This window comes from Alteromonas sp. CH_MED4-4, from assembly GCF_037029575.1.
GTDB lineage: Bacteria > Pseudomonadota > Gammaproteobacteria > Enterobacterales > Alteromonadaceae > Alteromonas > Alteromonas macleodii.
The window spans coordinates 54,559-70,917 of the sequence record NZ_JAYMEU010000008.1; the positions used below are offsets into that span (position 1 = coordinate 54,559).

The following is a 16,359-nucleotide window of genomic DNA, read 5'->3' on the forward strand; positions in this document are numbered from 1 at the left end:
ATGTCTTCAAATCACAGCGAACTACTTTACGATTTAAATGATAGTCCGGCATTTCTTCCTTCACTTACCGCGGCAATTCAGCATTTACTTGCAAGCTTTGTCGGTGTTATTACCCCGACTCTTATTGTTACATCAACACTGGGCCTTACTGAATACACGCCTTATCTTATCAGTATGGCCTTGTTTGTAAGCGGCTTAGGCACGGCAATTCAAACAAAGCGTATAGGCCCGGTAGGCAGTGGATTGGTAGCCATCCAAGGTACCAGTTTTGCGTTTATTAGCGCGTTGATACTGGCAGGAAATCAGGTCAAGGCGGATGGAGGAACACCCGAAGATGTTCTGTCTTTGTTGTTTGGATTAACTATGGCGGGTGCCATGGTCGAAGTGGTGTTCAGTCTATTTGTACATAAACTCAAACGTATCATTACACCATTAACTACAGGAATTGTAATAACCGCTATTGGGCTAAGCTTGATAAACGTAGGCATGACTGATCTTGCGGGCGGCTTTCACGCGGCTGACTTCGCCAGCACAGAAAACTTAGCCGTCGGCCTTGGCGTGTTGCTCATTATTGTTTTCTTGAACGCCTCAACAAACCACTGGCTGCGTTTAAGCGCCATCTTTATTGGTATGGCAATTGGTGCAACCTATGTTGGCATTACAAAAGGATTAGATTTCAGCGGCCTTGCTTCGCTTTCTGTCGTAGCGATCCCCACCCCTTTTGCCTTTGGCATTGCATTTGATATCACTCTCTTTTTACCTATCGCGCTTATCTATTTGTTTAGTGCAATAGAAACGGCCGGCGACTTAACCGCAAATAGCCTTTTCTGTAAGCAGCCTGTGAGCGGTCCGATTTATCTTGCAAGAGTGAAAGGCGGGATTTTGGGCGACGGCGTTAATTCGTTACTTGCTGGCATGTTCAACACCTTTCCAAATACTACATTTGGCCAGAATAACGGGGTTATCCAATTAACCGGCATCGCCAGCCGTAAGGTCGGCTTTTTTGTTGCAGCGCTATTCGTTGTTATTGGGTTCTTCCCCATTGTAGGTGGTGTGCTGCAGGCTATTCCCAAGCCAGTTCTTGGCGGTGCTACTCTGGTTATGTTTGCCATGGTGGCCGTGGGTGGCTTAAAGCTATTAGCCAGCTACGCACTTGATAGGCGCAGTAGTTTGGTGACAGCGTGTGCGCTAGGTATGGCGATTGGTGTAATGATGGTACCAGAAGCCCTTTCTGAATTGCCTTCATGGCTTGAAAATATCTTACTTTCCCCAGTAACCTCGGCCGGCCTTACCGCCGTCATCCTTGATTTAACCTTACCTGGAAAAAAGCCCCTTGCTTCCCCACACGCTAGTGCACAAAAAATTGAAAGCAGCACTGGCGTTGCTCAGGACAACCCTGCTTACGAGCCTATTCACAACCCAAAGCCAGAAGGTAACCGTAGGGCGCCGAAAGCACTCAATGAAAAAGCCGTTGTAAACCATGAGGTTGTCAAGCACTCAGCTCACTCGACACACATTTTAAGTATAGACGGACAACCGGGCGTAACCTCTGCTCTTTTTAGTGCAAAAGCTCGCTAAAAATCACCTTATAAGTGCATGCATTTATGCGATTGAGTTTATTTACATAAAAATAACAATATAAGAACAACATTATATATTTTTATCCCTATAATTCAGCAACTTAAGAGAAGGTTAAAAGTTGACCAACTGGACAAGTAGTTGGCACTCATCCTGCTAACTCTCTTGCCAATAACAAAACGCATATAAAAATGCGTGAAAAGAACCCTAAAAAGGGGCAACTAAAAATAACGAGGAAACCATGAAAAACACTACATTCAATTTATCTCCTCTAGCAAAAGCTTTTGCAATGACTACCGCGGTCGCGCTATCGTCGCAAGCTTTTGCTCAAGAAGAGACAGAGGTTAAAGAAAAAGACGTTGAAAAAATTCAGGTAACAGGATCCCTTGGGAGCCTTCCTGGCCAAGACGTTGAGTCAGTTTTTGGCTTTGGCAAATCTATTCTCGAAACGCCTCGCTCAGCGTCCACGATTTCTCAAGAGCAAATGGAGCGCTTCAACGTTTCAGACATTGATGAACTCGTCGCGTTCGCACCAGGTACATTCACACAGTCGTTCTTCGGTGTTGCAGGCTCTCTGGATGTGCGGGGCACGCCCGGGGAAACTTACTTCCGCGGTGTTAAGCGCTTAGACAACCCAGGTAACTACCCTACGCCTATTGGCGCGTCCAGCCGAATCGACATCGTTCGTGGTCCGGCATCACCTATTTACGGCCCATCAAAAATTGGTGGTTATCTGAACTTTAATCCCAAGTCTGCCCGTGCGTCATCGGGGCAGTATTTAGATGCACCAACAGGCGCGTTGTCTTACACAACGGGGTCGTGGAACAAGAGCATTTTAACCGCAGAAGTTGGCGGACCGACTAGTGTTGCCGGTAAAGAAATGGGCTATTACATATACGGTGAGCTAGAAAACTCTGACAGTTACTACGACAATACCCAGACTGATCAAACCGTACTTCAAGCATCATTTAATATCGATATTACCGATAACCTTCGCTTTGAATTTGGTGGTATGTACCACGACTACGATGGTAACCAAGTGGCCGGCTGGAACCGATTAACTCAGGAGTTAATTGACGACGGAACCTATATTACAGGTACGGCTCAACCATTAGATACGGACGGCGACGGTCAAATCAGTCACGAAGAATATGCTGAAGTCGCCGACTTGATTTCACCGTTTATTTTCACGCCAGCTGTCCCATTAGATTCGGTTACAGGCGACTTTTTCGATCCTTTAATGGCATTACAAAACCCAGGTACCACGACCTTAAGTGGTAGCCAAACTTTGGTAGCACCTGATGACCAACTTGGTAACGAAGCCATAACGCTCTACTTCGACACCATTTACTACACGGATAATTGGGAAATTCGCAACCAGCTTTTCTATGATGCATACGACAACATAAACGAAAATGCTTATGGCTTCTCACAATTCCATGACAGCTGGGTTATAGAAGACAAACTAATTTTTGCGACAGAATATGAGAACGACGGACTATTAGCGCAATTTCAATTTTCTCCATCTGTACGCTATACCGACTTTGAGCACGGCGATGACTTTACTTACGAGTTCTTTAATCGTCGCGACCTAACCATGCCGTCTTCAGCGCTAGATCGCCGCCTTTTGTCTACCCGCTCGGGTAAAAACTACGACAACTATGACGTAGGTAATTACTTAGACTTAGGCATTGCTGCAATGACCGATTTAACTTGGGACTGGGGTTTAAACTTAGTACTAGGTTTACGATACGACACTATTGATATTGAAAGCACATCGCGCACGGATTTACTTCTGGGTGCTACTGGAGATGAAACACCAGTTTATGCTGAAGAAACCGTAGATGGATGGTCTTGGAACGCTAGTATTTCATATGAATTTGAATTTGGCCTTATTCCTTATATCACTGCAGCAGAGCAAGCTACCCTTGTTGCAGGCCAGGGCGCCGAGATTGGTGTTGGCCAACTCAATCAACCTGGTGGTGGCGGTGCATTCGACACCTCTGAGCTGATGGAATACGGTATTAAAGGTTCTCTCGTTGACGATACACTCTATTTTGCCCTTTCATTCTTTGAGCAAGAGCGTACCGACTTCAATACTCAGAATACGGTCACCAACAACACAACCAATAACGAAGGCACTGAATTTGAACTTCGTTGGGTAGTCAATGAGAACCTTGTTGTTTCTGCTGGCTATACAAATATAGAAGTTATCAACTTAACTGCACTTGCCAATGGAAACCAATTTGGGTTCTTAGGTGCTGACGATTTAGTTGCTCTTGATGATCCTTCGTTAATTTTTGGCGGGAACGTAGTAGGTCTTAACCTTGTTGGTGAAGGAGAAACAAACTCTGACGGACGAAAGGCCGGTATTCCTGAAAATATTTACACGCTGACAGCAACCTATGACTTCCAAAATGGTTATGCTGCCAACGTGAGTATTGTGGATGTGGATGAGGTCGCGTCTGGCTACTCAGCTGCAGTGACACTTCCAGCCTACACGTTAGTCAATGCTGGCTTGTCATATCAAGCAGAAGATTGGTCGATAAACTTAACCGTTAAAAACTTAACTGACGAGCGTTATTTCCGCTCTAACTTCCCTGATCTATTTGGTAGTCAAATTGTACTACCTGAACTACCGCGTCACTGGAATGCTAAATTTACTTACTCATTCTAAGTTCGCATACTCTTTGAGCGTGGTCGTGCCTCATGTGTAGATTGAACGTTCGACACACGCTCTCAGGCCTGTAAGTTTTTTCGATAAGAAGCCCAGTTTGATAATGCTGGGCTCTTTTTTAGGAGTACTAAATGCATCTTTCTTTTTATCCACTGCTTAAACAAAAACGGTCTGCCTTTTTCAACGCTTTGCTTATATTGGCTATGTTTTTGGGTTTCTGTAGCAGTAGTTATTCTGCCAGTGTTAAAACCAATGACGCTAAGCCGCCAATGAAAGTGAAAGTTGTTGTGGTAAGTATGTTCGAAATTGGCAGCGACGAAGGCGACGCGCCTGGTGAATTTCAATTGTGGAAGGCTCGCCAGAAACTCACAACCCAATACCCTTTGCCTCATGGCTTTCACGATATTTACGCCAACCCTGATACAGGTGTAATCGGTATGGTTACGGGAATGGGCATTGCGCGCGCTTCAGCAGCAATAATGGCACTAGGTCTTGATCCTCGCTTTGATTTATCCCAAGCCTATTGGTTGGTTGCAGGGATCGCGGGAGTCGACCCAGCGGATAACACCATTGGAAGTGCAATTTGGACCGATTACGTAGTCGATGGCGACCTAGCACATCAAATTGACGCTAGAGAAATTCCGTCTCAGTGGAGTACGGGTTATTTCCCCCTCTTCACTCATGCGCCCTTTGAAAACGCTGACGCTGTAGACGTAAACAACAGCCCAAATGGCGAGGTGTACGCGCTGAACTTACCGTTAGCAAAGTGGGCCTATTCGTTGACAAAAGACACCAAGCTTTTAAACAACGAAGCGATGGATGCATTGAGAGACAAGTACACCAACTCAGCTAATGCGAGGGCACTTCCAAATGTATCTATGGGTGCGCATTTATCTGCTTCTACTTTTTGGCATGGCGAAAAACTAAATGCGTGGGCAAACGATTGGGTGGCATACTGGACGCAGGGCAAAGGAAATTTTGTTACCTCGGGCATGGAAGACTCAGCAACACTTCAAAGCTTGAGCTACTTGGACAATGCAGGGTTAGTCAACAAAGACCGCTTACTTATTCTTAGAACGGCGAGCAATTTTACCATGCAGCCACCATCGTTGAGCGCAGCGGAGAACTTAAAGTTAGAGAGTTCTGGCGATGGATATGCAGCAATGGGAGCCGCAATAGAAGCCGCCTATAAAGTCGGCTCACAGGTTACAGACTATATTGTAACGCATTGGGAAACCGTAAAAGATACGCCCCCTTCAGCGGAATAAACGCACTTTAACCTCTACGCTGTCACTGATTTAGCATTTAGTGCATGGCGCACCTGAAGAGTAACGTCATTTTGTACCACGGGCTTGGCAAGAAAATCGGCCATGCCCGCATTGCTACAATTAGTTTTATCTTCAGGTGTAGTATTTGCCGTTACAGCCACAATACGACCGTGTTTGGGCAATAAGTTTTCTTGGACAATAACCTTAGTCGCACTTACCCCATCGAGCACAGGCATAGCGCAATCCATAAAAATAATGTCGTATTTTTTAGCTCGGGCCATTTGAACGGCCACTTCGCCATTTTCGGCTTCATCTGGAAGGTAATTAAACTTCTCTAGCATGGATGCAAGCACGAAACGGTTTATATCGTTGTCATCAACAACCAAAACGTTAAGAGGAACGCTAAGCAGGTCTGAAGAGAGGATAACGTCACTCTGCTTTTCTTTATCTAAAACTGCCATTTCTACAGGTATAGCTATATCGAAACAGGAGCCTTTCCCTGCGCTTGAACGCACTTCAAGCTCGCCGTCCATTTTGCCGACAAGTTGATTGACGATAGACAGCCCTAAACCATTTCCATTTAACTCTTCAGAGGCACTGGCGGTATCGTTTTGAAATGGTCTAAAAATACGTGACAATATTTCATCACTCATGCCCACACCAGTGTCCTCAATCGAGGCAAGCAGAATAGGAACGTCACCTTGGTGTTTTAACGCTACTTGTACCGAAATATAACCTTTGGGCGTAAACTTAACCGCGTTAGAGAGCAGGTTAGTGATGACTTGACTAATTCTGGCGGCATCACCATTTACATAAGTGTTTTCGTCAAAAGAAAGTACAGCGTAAAGCCTCACACCTTTCTCTGCACATTTGGTTTTAAACACATCCAGAATATCTTCTATTAACGAGCGCGCACAGAAGTCACTATATTTGAGTGAGAATTCGCCATTGATAATCGACGTGTAATCGAGCACATCGTTGATAAGAGACAATAGACGGTCAGCGCTATGCAGCGCCACATCCGCTTTACGCATGCGCACGTTTTCTTTATTTTCAAACTTAATTGCCTGCAGCATGCCGGTTATGCCATTAAGCGGTGTTTTTAGCTCGTGACTTATACGTGATAACAACATGCCACGCTCTTTTGACGCAGCTTCAGCTTCTCTTCTTCTTTCTTCGAGTTCAAGTCTAAGTTGCACTGACTTGTTGACATTTTGGAAAGTTCCGAACAACCGAATACATTTCCCTTGCTTCATTTCGGCCATGCCGTGAGTTTCAATCCAAACCGAATTACCTTTCGCTGAAACTAACTCAAGAGTTGCGCTCCACGGTTCACCCGTAGCCACCGTATGGGAAACAATGCGGTTAATCTCATCCCTATCAAACCCCTCTTTATAGAAGTTGATAGCTGTTTCTAATGTGGGTACAAAGTCCTCTGAGACTTCGTGAATAAGCCGAGTTTGTGAAGACCAGCTAAGTGCATTCGTGGTCAAATCAACTTCCCACGTGCCTATGTTCGCTACACTTTGTAACTTTTCGTACAACGTGTTTTGATTGGTCTCTGCTTTTTCGAGATGAAACTTATCCAACATCACGCTCAGGCAATCGTCTAACAGCGACAGCTTGTCGAGGTTTACCGGCTGTTCCGGGCACGCATTAATAAAGACCAAGCACACTTGGCTTCCATCTAGGGTATGAACACGGCCTCGGATGTACTTTTCGGCATTAAAATAAGTAGAAAACCATTGTTTAAATGCAGTAGAACACTTAGCGCTGTTTACAGGGAAACAGTTGTCTACAGGCACACAGGTAGAGAAAGAAGGGACCGACTTAAAGTTGGGTGCATACGCCGACGAAGCTTTAACCAATATATTAACTGTCTCTTCGTCCAGCTGTAAAAGTAAACCTTGAAACACGCCAAACGAATCGCAGCCTCGCTGTACCAAACTGGTTAGCGATGCCTTCAACTGGTGTTCCAGTTTCACATTCAAACTCGATTGTTCGTCAAAATAAACCATGGTTCGCTACCCAAGCGTAAAGACCACAAGATTCTTGCCGCCTTGCTCGATTCGTGCACAGCGGCCCCGCATTTATAATGATAGCTTGGGATTTGAATACGGGATATTAAACAATAGGCTAGAAATTCTATTTTTATGATGGGATATTGGGCGGTGGCCTCAGCCCTTGGCTTGGTTTCGCCCTAATTCTTTTGCTTCAAACAGTGAAATGTCAGCGTCTTCTATAAGCGCAGCCACATCGTCTTCAACCACATCCGTAGCTTTCCAAACTGCAAAGCCTGCACTTATTGATACGCGGTTTTCTATCCCTTTACCATGTGGAATGCTTGCATTGGCGACAGCCTCAACAAGCTGTTGTGCCACTAGCTTTGTGCCCTGATGGTCGATATAGGGGAGGACGACCAAAAACTCTTCGCCGCCAAAGCGAATAACGGCATCTTTCGGCCGTTTAACCGTATCCGATATAATTTGCGCCACTTTTTGAAGACAAATATCGCCTTCGAGATGCCCGTACGTATCATTGAAAAGCTTAAAATAATCGATGTCGATCATTATTGCTCCAACCGTACCTTTGTCTCTCGCAACTTGCTTAATGAGTAACGGAATTTCCTTGGTTAAATACGTACGATTGTACAAACCCGTTAGCTGATCGTGAAATGTCATCATTTCAAGGAATTCGGTGCGAAGCTTATTTTGCAGATGTGTTTTGATGCGATGCGTTAACGTAGAGGCGTTAACCGGTTTCATGACAAAGTCTGACGCCCCTACTTCCCAGCACGCATTTTCACTCTCAATATCCATTGTAGATGTAACGAAAATGACGGGGATATGATTCGTTTCAGGCGAGGCTTTTAAAGCGGTACAAACATCTAACCCATTAATGTCTGGCATGTTCATGTCAAGCAGGACTAGGTCAGGAAGGTTTGCCTCGCAGTAGGATATGGCTTCTTCTCCCGACTCGGCTGTAGCACAGGTAAACACCGACTCTAGGATGGATTCGAGCAGCATACGACTCATCGGCTCATCGTCCACAATAAGTACGTTACACTCTGCGTAGGGTTTTATTTCTTTTCGATTCATCAGGTACTTTTATTGTTACTACACCAAGGTGACCATTCTCGCTTGCGTTGTTTCTGCTTTTACAATATCAAAGTAATAACAACGCTTTACGCAAGTCTAACACCTTACATCCAAATTTGTATCGAAAAGTCAGCTAGTTTGCTTTCAAGTAGGTATGGTTTGAACGACAAGGTTATAAAGAAGAGACTATCGATTAGCACTCTACTCAGCGGCCAGTGAACTTTACGCTACTTGGCAATCATCGATGAACTTCGTGAAGAAATCCGCCATCGCCATAGGGCGACACATAAAATACCCCTGCCCTAAGTGACACCCAAGTGCTTTGAGCGCGGCAAAATGAGATTGGGTCTCTATCCCTTCGGCAACAATGGTTAACTCTAAGCTTAATGCTAAATGCACTATTGCCGTTACGATATCATGTGCCTGCTGTTCTTTATCCATATCAATAACGAAAGAGCGATCTATCTTAAGCACATTCAATGGGAACTGACGTAAATAAGAGAGACTTGAATAGCCCGTACCAAAATCATCCAACGCAATAGTAACGCCCAATGAAGCCAAGTCGTTCAGGATATCTCTGGTTTGTTCAAAGTCGTGCATTAAGGCTGATTCTGTTACCTCCAATTCTATAGACGACGCGGCGATACCCGCTTCGTTGATAATTTCAGCAACTTCTTTTGCGAACCCTGGGTTTGAAAGCTGTTTAGCAGCTACGTTTACCGCCACTTTGAAGTCTTGCCCCAATTCGTTGCATTTAGCGACAAACTCACAGCTTTTTTGCAACACTTGCTTTCCTAGCTGATGAATTAGCCCAGTTTCTTCTGCCAGTGGGATAAACTCATCGGGTCCAATAACTTTTCCATTTTCGTCGAACATTCTGACTAAGCTTTCCGCACTTAATACTGCACTATCGTCAAAGTCATACTTAGGCTGTAGGTAAATGACTAGACTGTCGTTCTCTATGGCATTTCTAAGCTTTATTTCCATTTCCACACGATGATGCATGGCATGCTGCAGGTCTTTTGAAAAAAAGCTGAAAGTGTCTTTGCCTTTTGATTTAGAGCGGTACATGGCTGAGTCTGCATGGCGCATCATCTCTTCCGCATTAACAGCATCTTGGGGATAAAGGCTAATTCCAATACTTAAGCTAAGTTGATGGGCCTTACCGTCTATATCAATGGGCTCTCTGCCCGCCTGCAAACACGCCATAGCAATACTGTCTGCACTGTAGCCTGAACCAATTTCAGTAAGTAAGCAGGCAAACTCATCGCCACCCACGCGGGCCAGCGTAGCGCTTTCTCCAACAACCTTAGCAAGGCGCTTTGCAATAGACGCAATAATATAATCGCCGACTTGATGCCCAAGGCTGTCATTGAGGTACTTGAAATTGTCGATATCAATTAACAATAACGCTATGCTTTGCTTAGAGGTAAAACAACGGGTGATAGCCTGAACAACTCTATCGTGCAACAGCACTCGGTTTGGCAAGCCCGTGAGCTGATCATGGTTGGTTAAATGTGTCATCTTTACTGCCATTTCTATGGCTTCTGACACATCTTGGAAAACGATAACCGCGCCAGACAGATGGCCATCCTCATCAATGATGGGCGACGCTGTATCTTCTACCCTGAATACTTGATTGTGTCGGCTTACCAGCGTGGCGTTATAAGACATAGCTACCGGACGCATCACTTCTAGTGCGTAAAGAGCGGGGTTTAAAAGACGCTCATTTGTCGAGGCATCTCTTAAATTCATAACCTCATCGATAGGTTTGCCAAGGGCTTCCGTTTCACTATAACCGGTTAACCTTTGCGCTACCGGGTTAATAAACGTTACATCCCCTGCTGCGTTAATTGAAATAACGCCGTCAGCTATAGATTTGAGAGTAATAGCAAGCTGCTTTTTCTCTGCTTCTAATTCGTGATTAACACGAGCAAGCTTCGTTTTTTGGTCCTGAATAGTGAGATGATTTCTAACTCGCATCTGGCACAACCCAATATCAATGGGCTTGGATATAAAGTCTATGGCACCTAACGACAATGCCACATGTTCATTTTCTGGATCGCTATGGGAAGTGACAAAGATTACTGGAATAGCTGCCGTTTCTGGACACGCTTTTAACTGCTTGCAGACCTCAAAGCCAGATAGCTCAGGCATGCTTATATCTAGAACAACCAAATCAGGAAGTTGTGCTTTTATCACCGAAAACGCATTCGCGCTTTGCGAGACCGTAACAACCTTTGCTAGAGATTCTACTGCACTTTCTAATAACAAGAGTGTTGTTGGTTCATCGTCAATGATGACTACTTTCTGTGTCTCATTATCCATGAGAAATACCACACTATTAAACTTATGACGGTTTAAGTATCGCCCGATATACGTAAAAAAAATTAGCCTTTCGTCTAGGTTTATGTTGTTTAAGTAAAATCGTAATCTAAGCAATTGACGTAGCTGTTTTTTGTTTAGAACAAATATTGTACACTCGACATACAATTTAATTACGGTGGTAGACATGGACACAGCTGACACTAATGAAACGCTTACGAAAGAACAGTTATGGAACCGCGATGCTGCGATAAGTCGGCTGGGCGGAAACGAAGGGCTCCTCAACCGCATTGTTGAAATGTTTTTAGGCCAAATAGAGCAAAAGCAACACGCACTTCACGATGCAGCGTCTAAATTAGACATTGAAGCCGTGAGATTCACTAGCCATGCTATGAAAGGGGTTTCAGGTGATGTGGGTGCCGATGCCATTCGAGAAAAAGCTTCATCTATTGAAAATAAAGCCAAGCAAAACGACCTTACCGAAATAGATCAAGACGTTAATGAATTAGACAATATTATTAAGCAAACCGTTGCGGTTATGCAGTCTTAAATAATCGTTAGCTTCTCGCATCAAGCGCAGAAGCTAACCCAGATGTTTACGTCTCTTGCCTTGTTACTCTGAACTTGTATTTCTTCCTGATTAAGCTGAAAGAACCTGATCAACAAGTGCGTCTTTCTGCTCTTGTGGTAAAAAACTTGCCTTAAAGCTATTTGCTACCAACGTGCGAATTATTTTTTCGTCAATACCTAGCGACTCGTGTAGCGCTTCGAAGTTGTCATTTAGGAAACCACCAAAATAGGTAGGATCATCCGAATTTACGGTAACCAATAGCCCTGTATCTAAAAGTTGAACAATGTTGTGGTCTTTCATGTCATTAATGACGCAAAGCTTGAGATTGCTCAACGGACAAACGGTAAGTGGAATTTGCCTTTCTTTCAAAACAGCCATAAGCGCTTCGTCTTCTTGGCAGCGGACACCGTGATCAATACGGTCAACATCAAGTAACTCAATGGCTTCCCAAATATAAGATGCCGGTCCTTCTTCTCCAGCATGGGCAACAATTTTAAAACCCAACGCTTTCGCTTTTTTGAATACTCGTTCGAATTTAGACGGCGGATGACCGAGCTCTGAGCTGTCTAACCCTACCGCCGTAATGTGCTCGTAATAAGGCTCAGCAGCAGAAAGCGTATCGAAGGCAGCATCTTCAGGCAGATGGCGAAGGAAAGACATGATTAAATAGCTACTGATACCGTATTCATCTTTGGCCTTTTCCATCGCCTTTAGAAAACCCGGCATAAAGACATCAAAACCTATATCTCGTTCTGTGTGGGTTTGCGGGTCAAACATAATTTCTGTGTGGACGATATTGTCCTCGTAGCAACGCGTTAAGTATTCCCACATTAGAGCAAAAAAATCATCTTCATCGCGAAGCACCCCCGCCCCTGCATAATATAAGTCAAGAAAGCTTTGTAAATCTTCAAAGTTATACGCCGCTTCAATCTCTTCCACGCTAGCATAAGGAAGTGATACACTGTGCTTTTCAGCTAGGCGCCACATGAGTTCAGGCGTTAAGCTACCTTCTATATGCAGATGCAGTTCGGCCTTTGGAATGTTTTTAATTATTGATGACAGCGACATGGCCCCTCACTTATTTGCACCATAACAATGCAATGGCATTTACTTGGTGCGTAATAGTTTATCTTTAATGCTATCTGTAAACGAGTTCTATTGCTCATTTAGGTTTTGTTTGCGGTTTTTTTAACATCATCTATGTTGATTACTAACCGTTTGGCTGGCTTTGTGCTGCCTGGCTAGTGACCTTGAGTCACGCAATGATTATTAATAGTCATTGTACTGAAAAGTAAGTTAGCACAAAACGCACCAACAAGTTGACTAATTGGTCAGTTTATTGCTTTCAACGAACAAAACACTCAATGAAATATTAACAGAGAACTCTTGATGTCCAACAATGTAATCGAACGGCTATTTAAGCTGCAGGAACACGGAACAACAGTAAGAACAGAGATCATTGCAGGTCTTACTACGTTCGCAGCCATGTCTTATATACTTGTGGTGAACCCAGGTATTCTAGGGCTGAGTGGCATGCCCGTAGAGGGCCTAATTACAGTGACAGCAATAGCGGCGTGTATTGGCACTTTAATGATGGCGCTAATGACTAACTACCCTATTGCGTTGGCCCCAGGCATGGGCTTGAACGCCTTTTTCGCGTTTACCATTTGTCTTGGTCGTGAAATCCCATGGGAAGCAGCGCTTGGTATTGTTTTCTGGAACGGCATTCTCTTTTTACTCCTTTCTCTTACCGGGGTTCGTACCAAAATAGCCGAATCCATACCTCCTTCTCTTAAAATCGGCGTGCAGTGTGGCATAGGTTTATTCATTGCCTTTATCGGCCTTAAAAACGCAGGGCTAATTGTTGATAATCCCGCAACCTTCGTACAGCTTGGCAACCTTTCTGAGCCAGCGGTAATGCTTGCCTTACTAGGCATTATTTTTACTATCGTTTTAATGGTTAAACGCGTCACAGGCGCTATTTTAATCTCTATCGTAACACTCACACTAATTGGCGCTTTTATTCCTACTGAAAACGGCACTTTAACTGCAACACCTTCTGCTGTTGTAGGCATGCCGGAGTCTATTTCAAACACATTTATGGCCATGGATTTTTGGTATCCTATTGACCATATTGCTGAAACGTGGGACCTCATTTTCGCACTTATGTTTGTGAATATGTTCGACACCATTGGCACCTTAATCGGCGTATCTCGAAAAGCCAATCTACTTACTCCTGAAGGCAAGCTACCGAAAATTGGCTCAGCAATGACAGCCGATGCATCAGCGAGTATTGCTGGCGCATTAGTGGGTACATCTCCAGTAACTAGCTATGTGGAGTCCGCTACGGGTGTATCGGCGGGCGGCAGAACCGGGCTTACCGCAGTAGTGGTTTCTGTCTGCTTCTTACTCTCGCTATTTTTAACACCGCTAATGAAAGTTATCCCGCTAATGGCCACTACGCCAGCGCTATTGATGGTAGGTATTTTAATGATGGAATCGATTCGACAGGTTGATTTCGACGACTTAGGTGCGTTAGCCACTGCTTCTGTTGCACTTATCGCCATGCCGCTCACATTCAGCATTAGCGAAGGCATTGCCCTTGGCTTTATTACTTATGTTGGCATTAAGGTAGGTACGGGAAAATTTAAAGAAGTAACACCGCTCACTTATGTACTGGCGATTGTTTTCTTATTACGATACTTATTGGATTTAAAATAATTCAACGGCGCTTATTGCGTGCCTGTAAGTTAACGCTTTAGATACAAAAAAGGTGGCTTTCAACGCCACCTTTCTTTTTAAACTAGGCAAGTGAAAAAGGTATACGTTTACTTCAAATATAGTAGGCGTACTGTAAACGCTACGTACGCGGCTTGTCACCACCATCTTTAGGATGAAGCTCCAACCAGTGACGGGCAATTTGCTCTCGTGTCGCTAGCCATACTTTATCATGAGACTTAACGTACTCGATAAAGCGCTTAAGTGCGGCGAGTCGAGCAGGCCGTCCTATTATGCGATTATGAAGGCCGATAGATAGCATCTTAGGCGCTTCTTCTCCTTCTTCATACAACACGTCAAACGCATCTTTTAAGTAGGTGAAAAACTGTTCCCCACTGTTGAAGCCCTGAGGCGTGGCAAAGCGCATATCATTGGTGTCTAATGTGTACGGCACCATCAATAACGGCTTGCTGTAATGGCAGTCGTAGTAAGGTAAGTCGTCAGCATATGAATCGGCGCAATATAAGATATCGTCGCGCTCTGCAATCAACTTCAGCGTATTCGGACTCGTTCTTCCTGTATACCAACCTACAGGTTTACTGCCCGTTAACTGCTCATGAAGAATAATCGCCTCGTCAATTTGTTTACGCTCTTGCTCCTCATCCATGTCTTGATAGTGCACCCAACGCATGGCGTGGCTGGCGATTTCCCAACCTGAATCCATCATGGCTTTTACAGCGTCAGGGTGTCGTTGCATAGCCATAGTGACGCCAAACACAGTAACGGGAATGTCGTATTTATTAAGCAAACGGTGTAAACGCCAAAACCCTGCACGACTGCCGTATTCGTAAATAGACTCCATGCTGAGGTGGCGGTCTTTATACGCTTGTGCGCCGATAATTTCCGATAGGAATATTTCCGACGCCTCGTCACCATGAAGCACGCAATTTTCGCCACCTTCCTCGTAATTTAATACGAACTGAATCGCGATTTTTGCTTCGCCCGGCCACTTAGCGTGAGGTACATGTTGACCATAACCAATCAGATCACGAGGGTAAACAGACTCTGTCATGCTACACCTCGAAGTTTTCTGGCACAGATAACCCACAGCCACCGAGCACGAGTTTTACCACTTGTTTTGTAGCGTCTTCAAAATCTGATTTTGTCATCTTTTTACCGCGTAGACGGGTTATTTGCGCAGAGAAGTCAGCATAGTGCTGGGTACTCGCCCAGATTGTGTAAAGCAAGTATTCACCTTCAACAGGTGGCAGTTTGCCGGCCTTTACCCATGCATCAATAACCGCAAGTCGCCCTTTCATCCAAAGCGCATGCTCTTCATCAAAGTAGCCACTTAAGTTTTGTGCACCATTGATAATTTCCATCGCAAAGATCTTAGAGGCCATTGGATGCGTTCGCGACACTTCCATTTTCTCGGCGATATAATTGGCGAGTACCTCGGCTGGGTCGTCTTCTACTGTGGCTTTATCAAAACGTGAGTTCCACAGCGAGAGGGTTTCTTCTAGTACCGCTACGTAGAGCTCTTGTTTTGTTTTGAAATAATACAAAACGTTAGTCTTAGGAAGTCCTGCTTCATCAGCAATTTTTTGTACTGCTGTGCCTTTGAAGCCAAACTGTGCAAAACATTTTTCAGCGGCTTGGAGTATTTTTCTTCTGTTCATAGCGCCAACGCCAGCGTCAGCGCTTTTTACCTTCATCATTATTATTAAAATTCCTTTGCAATCTACTTTGCAAGCGCACGGGCAGTATAAATGCTGCATGCCTTTTCGATAGGTTAGCATTTATTGCCGACGAGTTGCTATGCTCTTATAGATCATACATCCCCTATGCAGGGAGTGTTAACCATACTAAAACACGAATTACGCGAATAGTTCAAAACCTTGCACGAATCTTGCCTTATTCTTTATTAACAAATCGACGTAGTGCTTAGCAAAAGAAAAGTAGAAAGGTATCACTTCTTTTCTCCAAGCAAACTTGCGCAAAATCATGGCCTTTTAGAACTCGGCCTTTTTTTATAAGCAATAAATTGACCAAATGGTCTACTTTTATTGAAAAAATACAGCTATATTAATGAATACAAGAATGAATATTACAAGAAGGTGTGAG

The 16,359-nt window shown here is 44.3% G+C and carries 11 protein-coding genes; 5 read left to right on the top strand and 6 right to left on the bottom strand.

The window, feature by feature from the left end:
- The 3 genes from WA381_RS07485 to WA381_RS07495 all read left to right on the top strand — a co-directional run bounded on the left by WA381_RS07485 (position 1) and on the right by WA381_RS07495 (position 5,523).
- The gene (locus tag WA381_RS07485) at positions 1–1,578 is read left to right on the top strand and encodes a uracil-xanthine permease family protein (protein WP_156086226.1); all 1,578 of its coding nucleotides are present in this window, start codon (positions 1–3) and stop codon (positions 1,576–1,578) included.
- A 241-nt stretch (positions 1,579–1,819) separates the two neighbouring features.
- A complete protein-coding gene (locus tag WA381_RS07490; protein ID WP_156086225.1) occupies positions 1,820–4,255 on the top strand; it encodes a TonB-dependent siderophore receptor in 2,436 nt (811 codons plus the stop codon).
- A gap of 131 nt (positions 4,256–4,386) precedes the next feature.
- Positions 4,387–5,523: a purine nucleoside permease gene (locus WA381_RS07495; protein ID WP_156086224.1), complete on the top strand. Its 1,137-nt coding sequence runs from the start codon at positions 4,387–4,389 to the stop codon at positions 5,521–5,523.
- A 14-nt stretch (positions 5,524–5,537) separates the two neighbouring features.
- Here the strand turns inward: WA381_RS07495 and WA381_RS07500 are convergent, their stop codons facing one another.
- From WA381_RS07500 to WA381_RS07510, 3 genes are all read right to left on the bottom strand, one after another.
- Positions 5,538–7,541 (bottom strand): hybrid sensor histidine kinase/response regulator, encoded by a 2,004-nt coding sequence (locus tag WA381_RS07500; protein ID WP_156086223.1) that lies wholly within the window; start codon positions 7,539–7,541, stop codon positions 5,538–5,540.
- A 159-nt stretch (positions 7,542–7,700) separates the two neighbouring features.
- The gene (locus WA381_RS07505; protein WP_156086222.1) at positions 7,701–8,621 is read right to left on the bottom strand and encodes a diguanylate cyclase; all 921 of its coding nucleotides are present in this window, start codon (positions 8,619–8,621) and stop codon (positions 7,701–7,703) included.
- Between the two features lie 222 nt (positions 8,622–8,843).
- Entirely contained in the window at positions 8,844–10,949 is a 2,106-nt protein-coding gene (locus WA381_RS07510; RefSeq protein WP_156086221.1) for a two-component system response regulator, read from the bottom strand.
- Positions 10,950–11,133: 184 nt separating this feature from the next.
- Here WA381_RS07510 and WA381_RS07515 point away from each other — a divergent pair, with 184 nt between their 5' ends.
- On the top strand, positions 11,134–11,496 hold the full coding sequence (locus WA381_RS07515) for an Hpt domain-containing protein (protein WP_014998030.1): 363 nt from the start codon (positions 11,134–11,136) through the stop codon (positions 11,494–11,496).
- A 90-nt stretch (positions 11,497–11,586) separates the two neighbouring features.
- Here WA381_RS07515 and WA381_RS07520 read toward each other — a convergent pair whose 3' ends face one another.
- Positions 11,587–12,585: an adenosine deaminase gene (locus tag WA381_RS07520; protein ID WP_156086220.1), complete on the bottom strand. Its 999-nt coding sequence runs from the start codon at positions 12,583–12,585 to the stop codon at positions 11,587–11,589.
- Positions 12,586–12,906: 321 nt separating this feature from the next.
- On the opposite strand from WA381_RS07520, the gene WA381_RS07525 reads away from it, so the two are divergent.
- Positions 12,907–14,238, top strand: coding sequence for an NCS2 family permease (locus tag WA381_RS07525; RefSeq protein WP_156086219.1), 1,332 nt, complete (start codon positions 12,907–12,909; stop codon positions 14,236–14,238).
- Between the two features lie 139 nt (positions 14,239–14,377).
- Here WA381_RS07525 and puuE read toward each other — a convergent pair whose 3' ends face one another.
- Positions 14,378–15,307 carry an allantoinase PuuE gene (puuE, locus tag WA381_RS07530; protein WP_014949074.1) on the bottom strand — a complete coding sequence of 310 codons (930 nt, stop codon included), beginning with the start codon at positions 15,305–15,307 and terminating at the stop codon, positions 14,378–14,380.
- 1 nt (position 15,308) lies between these two features.
- Positions 15,309–15,953: a TetR/AcrR family transcriptional regulator gene (locus WA381_RS07535; RefSeq protein ID WP_014949073.1), complete on the bottom strand. Its 645-nt coding sequence runs from the start codon at positions 15,951–15,953 to the stop codon at positions 15,309–15,311.
- Positions 15,954–16,359: the final 406 nt, after the last annotated feature.

Coding starts and splice junctions, on each gene's coding strand:
- puuE (WP_014949074.1), bottom strand. CDS start 15,307: ATGACAGAGTCTGTTTACCCTCGTGATCTGATTGGTTATGGTCAACAT.
- WA381_RS07500 (WP_156086223.1), bottom strand. CDS start 7,541: ATGGTTTATTTTGACGAACAATCGAGTTTGAATGTGAAACTGGAACAC.
- WA381_RS07515 (WP_014998030.1), top strand. CDS start 11,134: ATGGACACAGCTGACACTAATGAAACGCTTACGAAAGAACAGTTATGG.
- WA381_RS07525 (WP_156086219.1), top strand. CDS start 12,907: ATGTCCAACAATGTAATCGAACGGCTATTTAAGCTGCAGGAACACGGA.
- WA381_RS07510 (WP_156086221.1), bottom strand. CDS start 10,949: ATGGATAATGAGACACAGAAAGTAGTCATCATTGACGATGAACCAACA.
- WA381_RS07485 (WP_156086226.1), top strand. CDS start 1: ATGTCTTCAAATCACAGCGAACTACTTTACGATTTAAATGATAGTCCG.
- WA381_RS07505 (WP_156086222.1), bottom strand. CDS start 8,621: ATGAATCGAAAAGAAATAAAACCCTACGCAGAGTGTAACGTACTTATT.
- WA381_RS07535 (WP_014949073.1), bottom strand. CDS start 15,953: ATGATGAAGGTAAAAAGCGCTGACGCTGGCGTTGGCGCTATGAACAGA.
- WA381_RS07520 (WP_156086220.1), bottom strand. CDS start 12,585: ATGTCGCTGTCATCAATAATTAAAAACATTCCAAAGGCCGAACTGCAT.
- WA381_RS07495 (WP_156086224.1), top strand. CDS start 4,387: ATGCATCTTTCTTTTTATCCACTGCTTAAACAAAAACGGTCTGCCTTT.
- WA381_RS07490 (WP_156086225.1), top strand. CDS start 1,820: ATGAAAAACACTACATTCAATTTATCTCCTCTAGCAAAAGCTTTTGCA.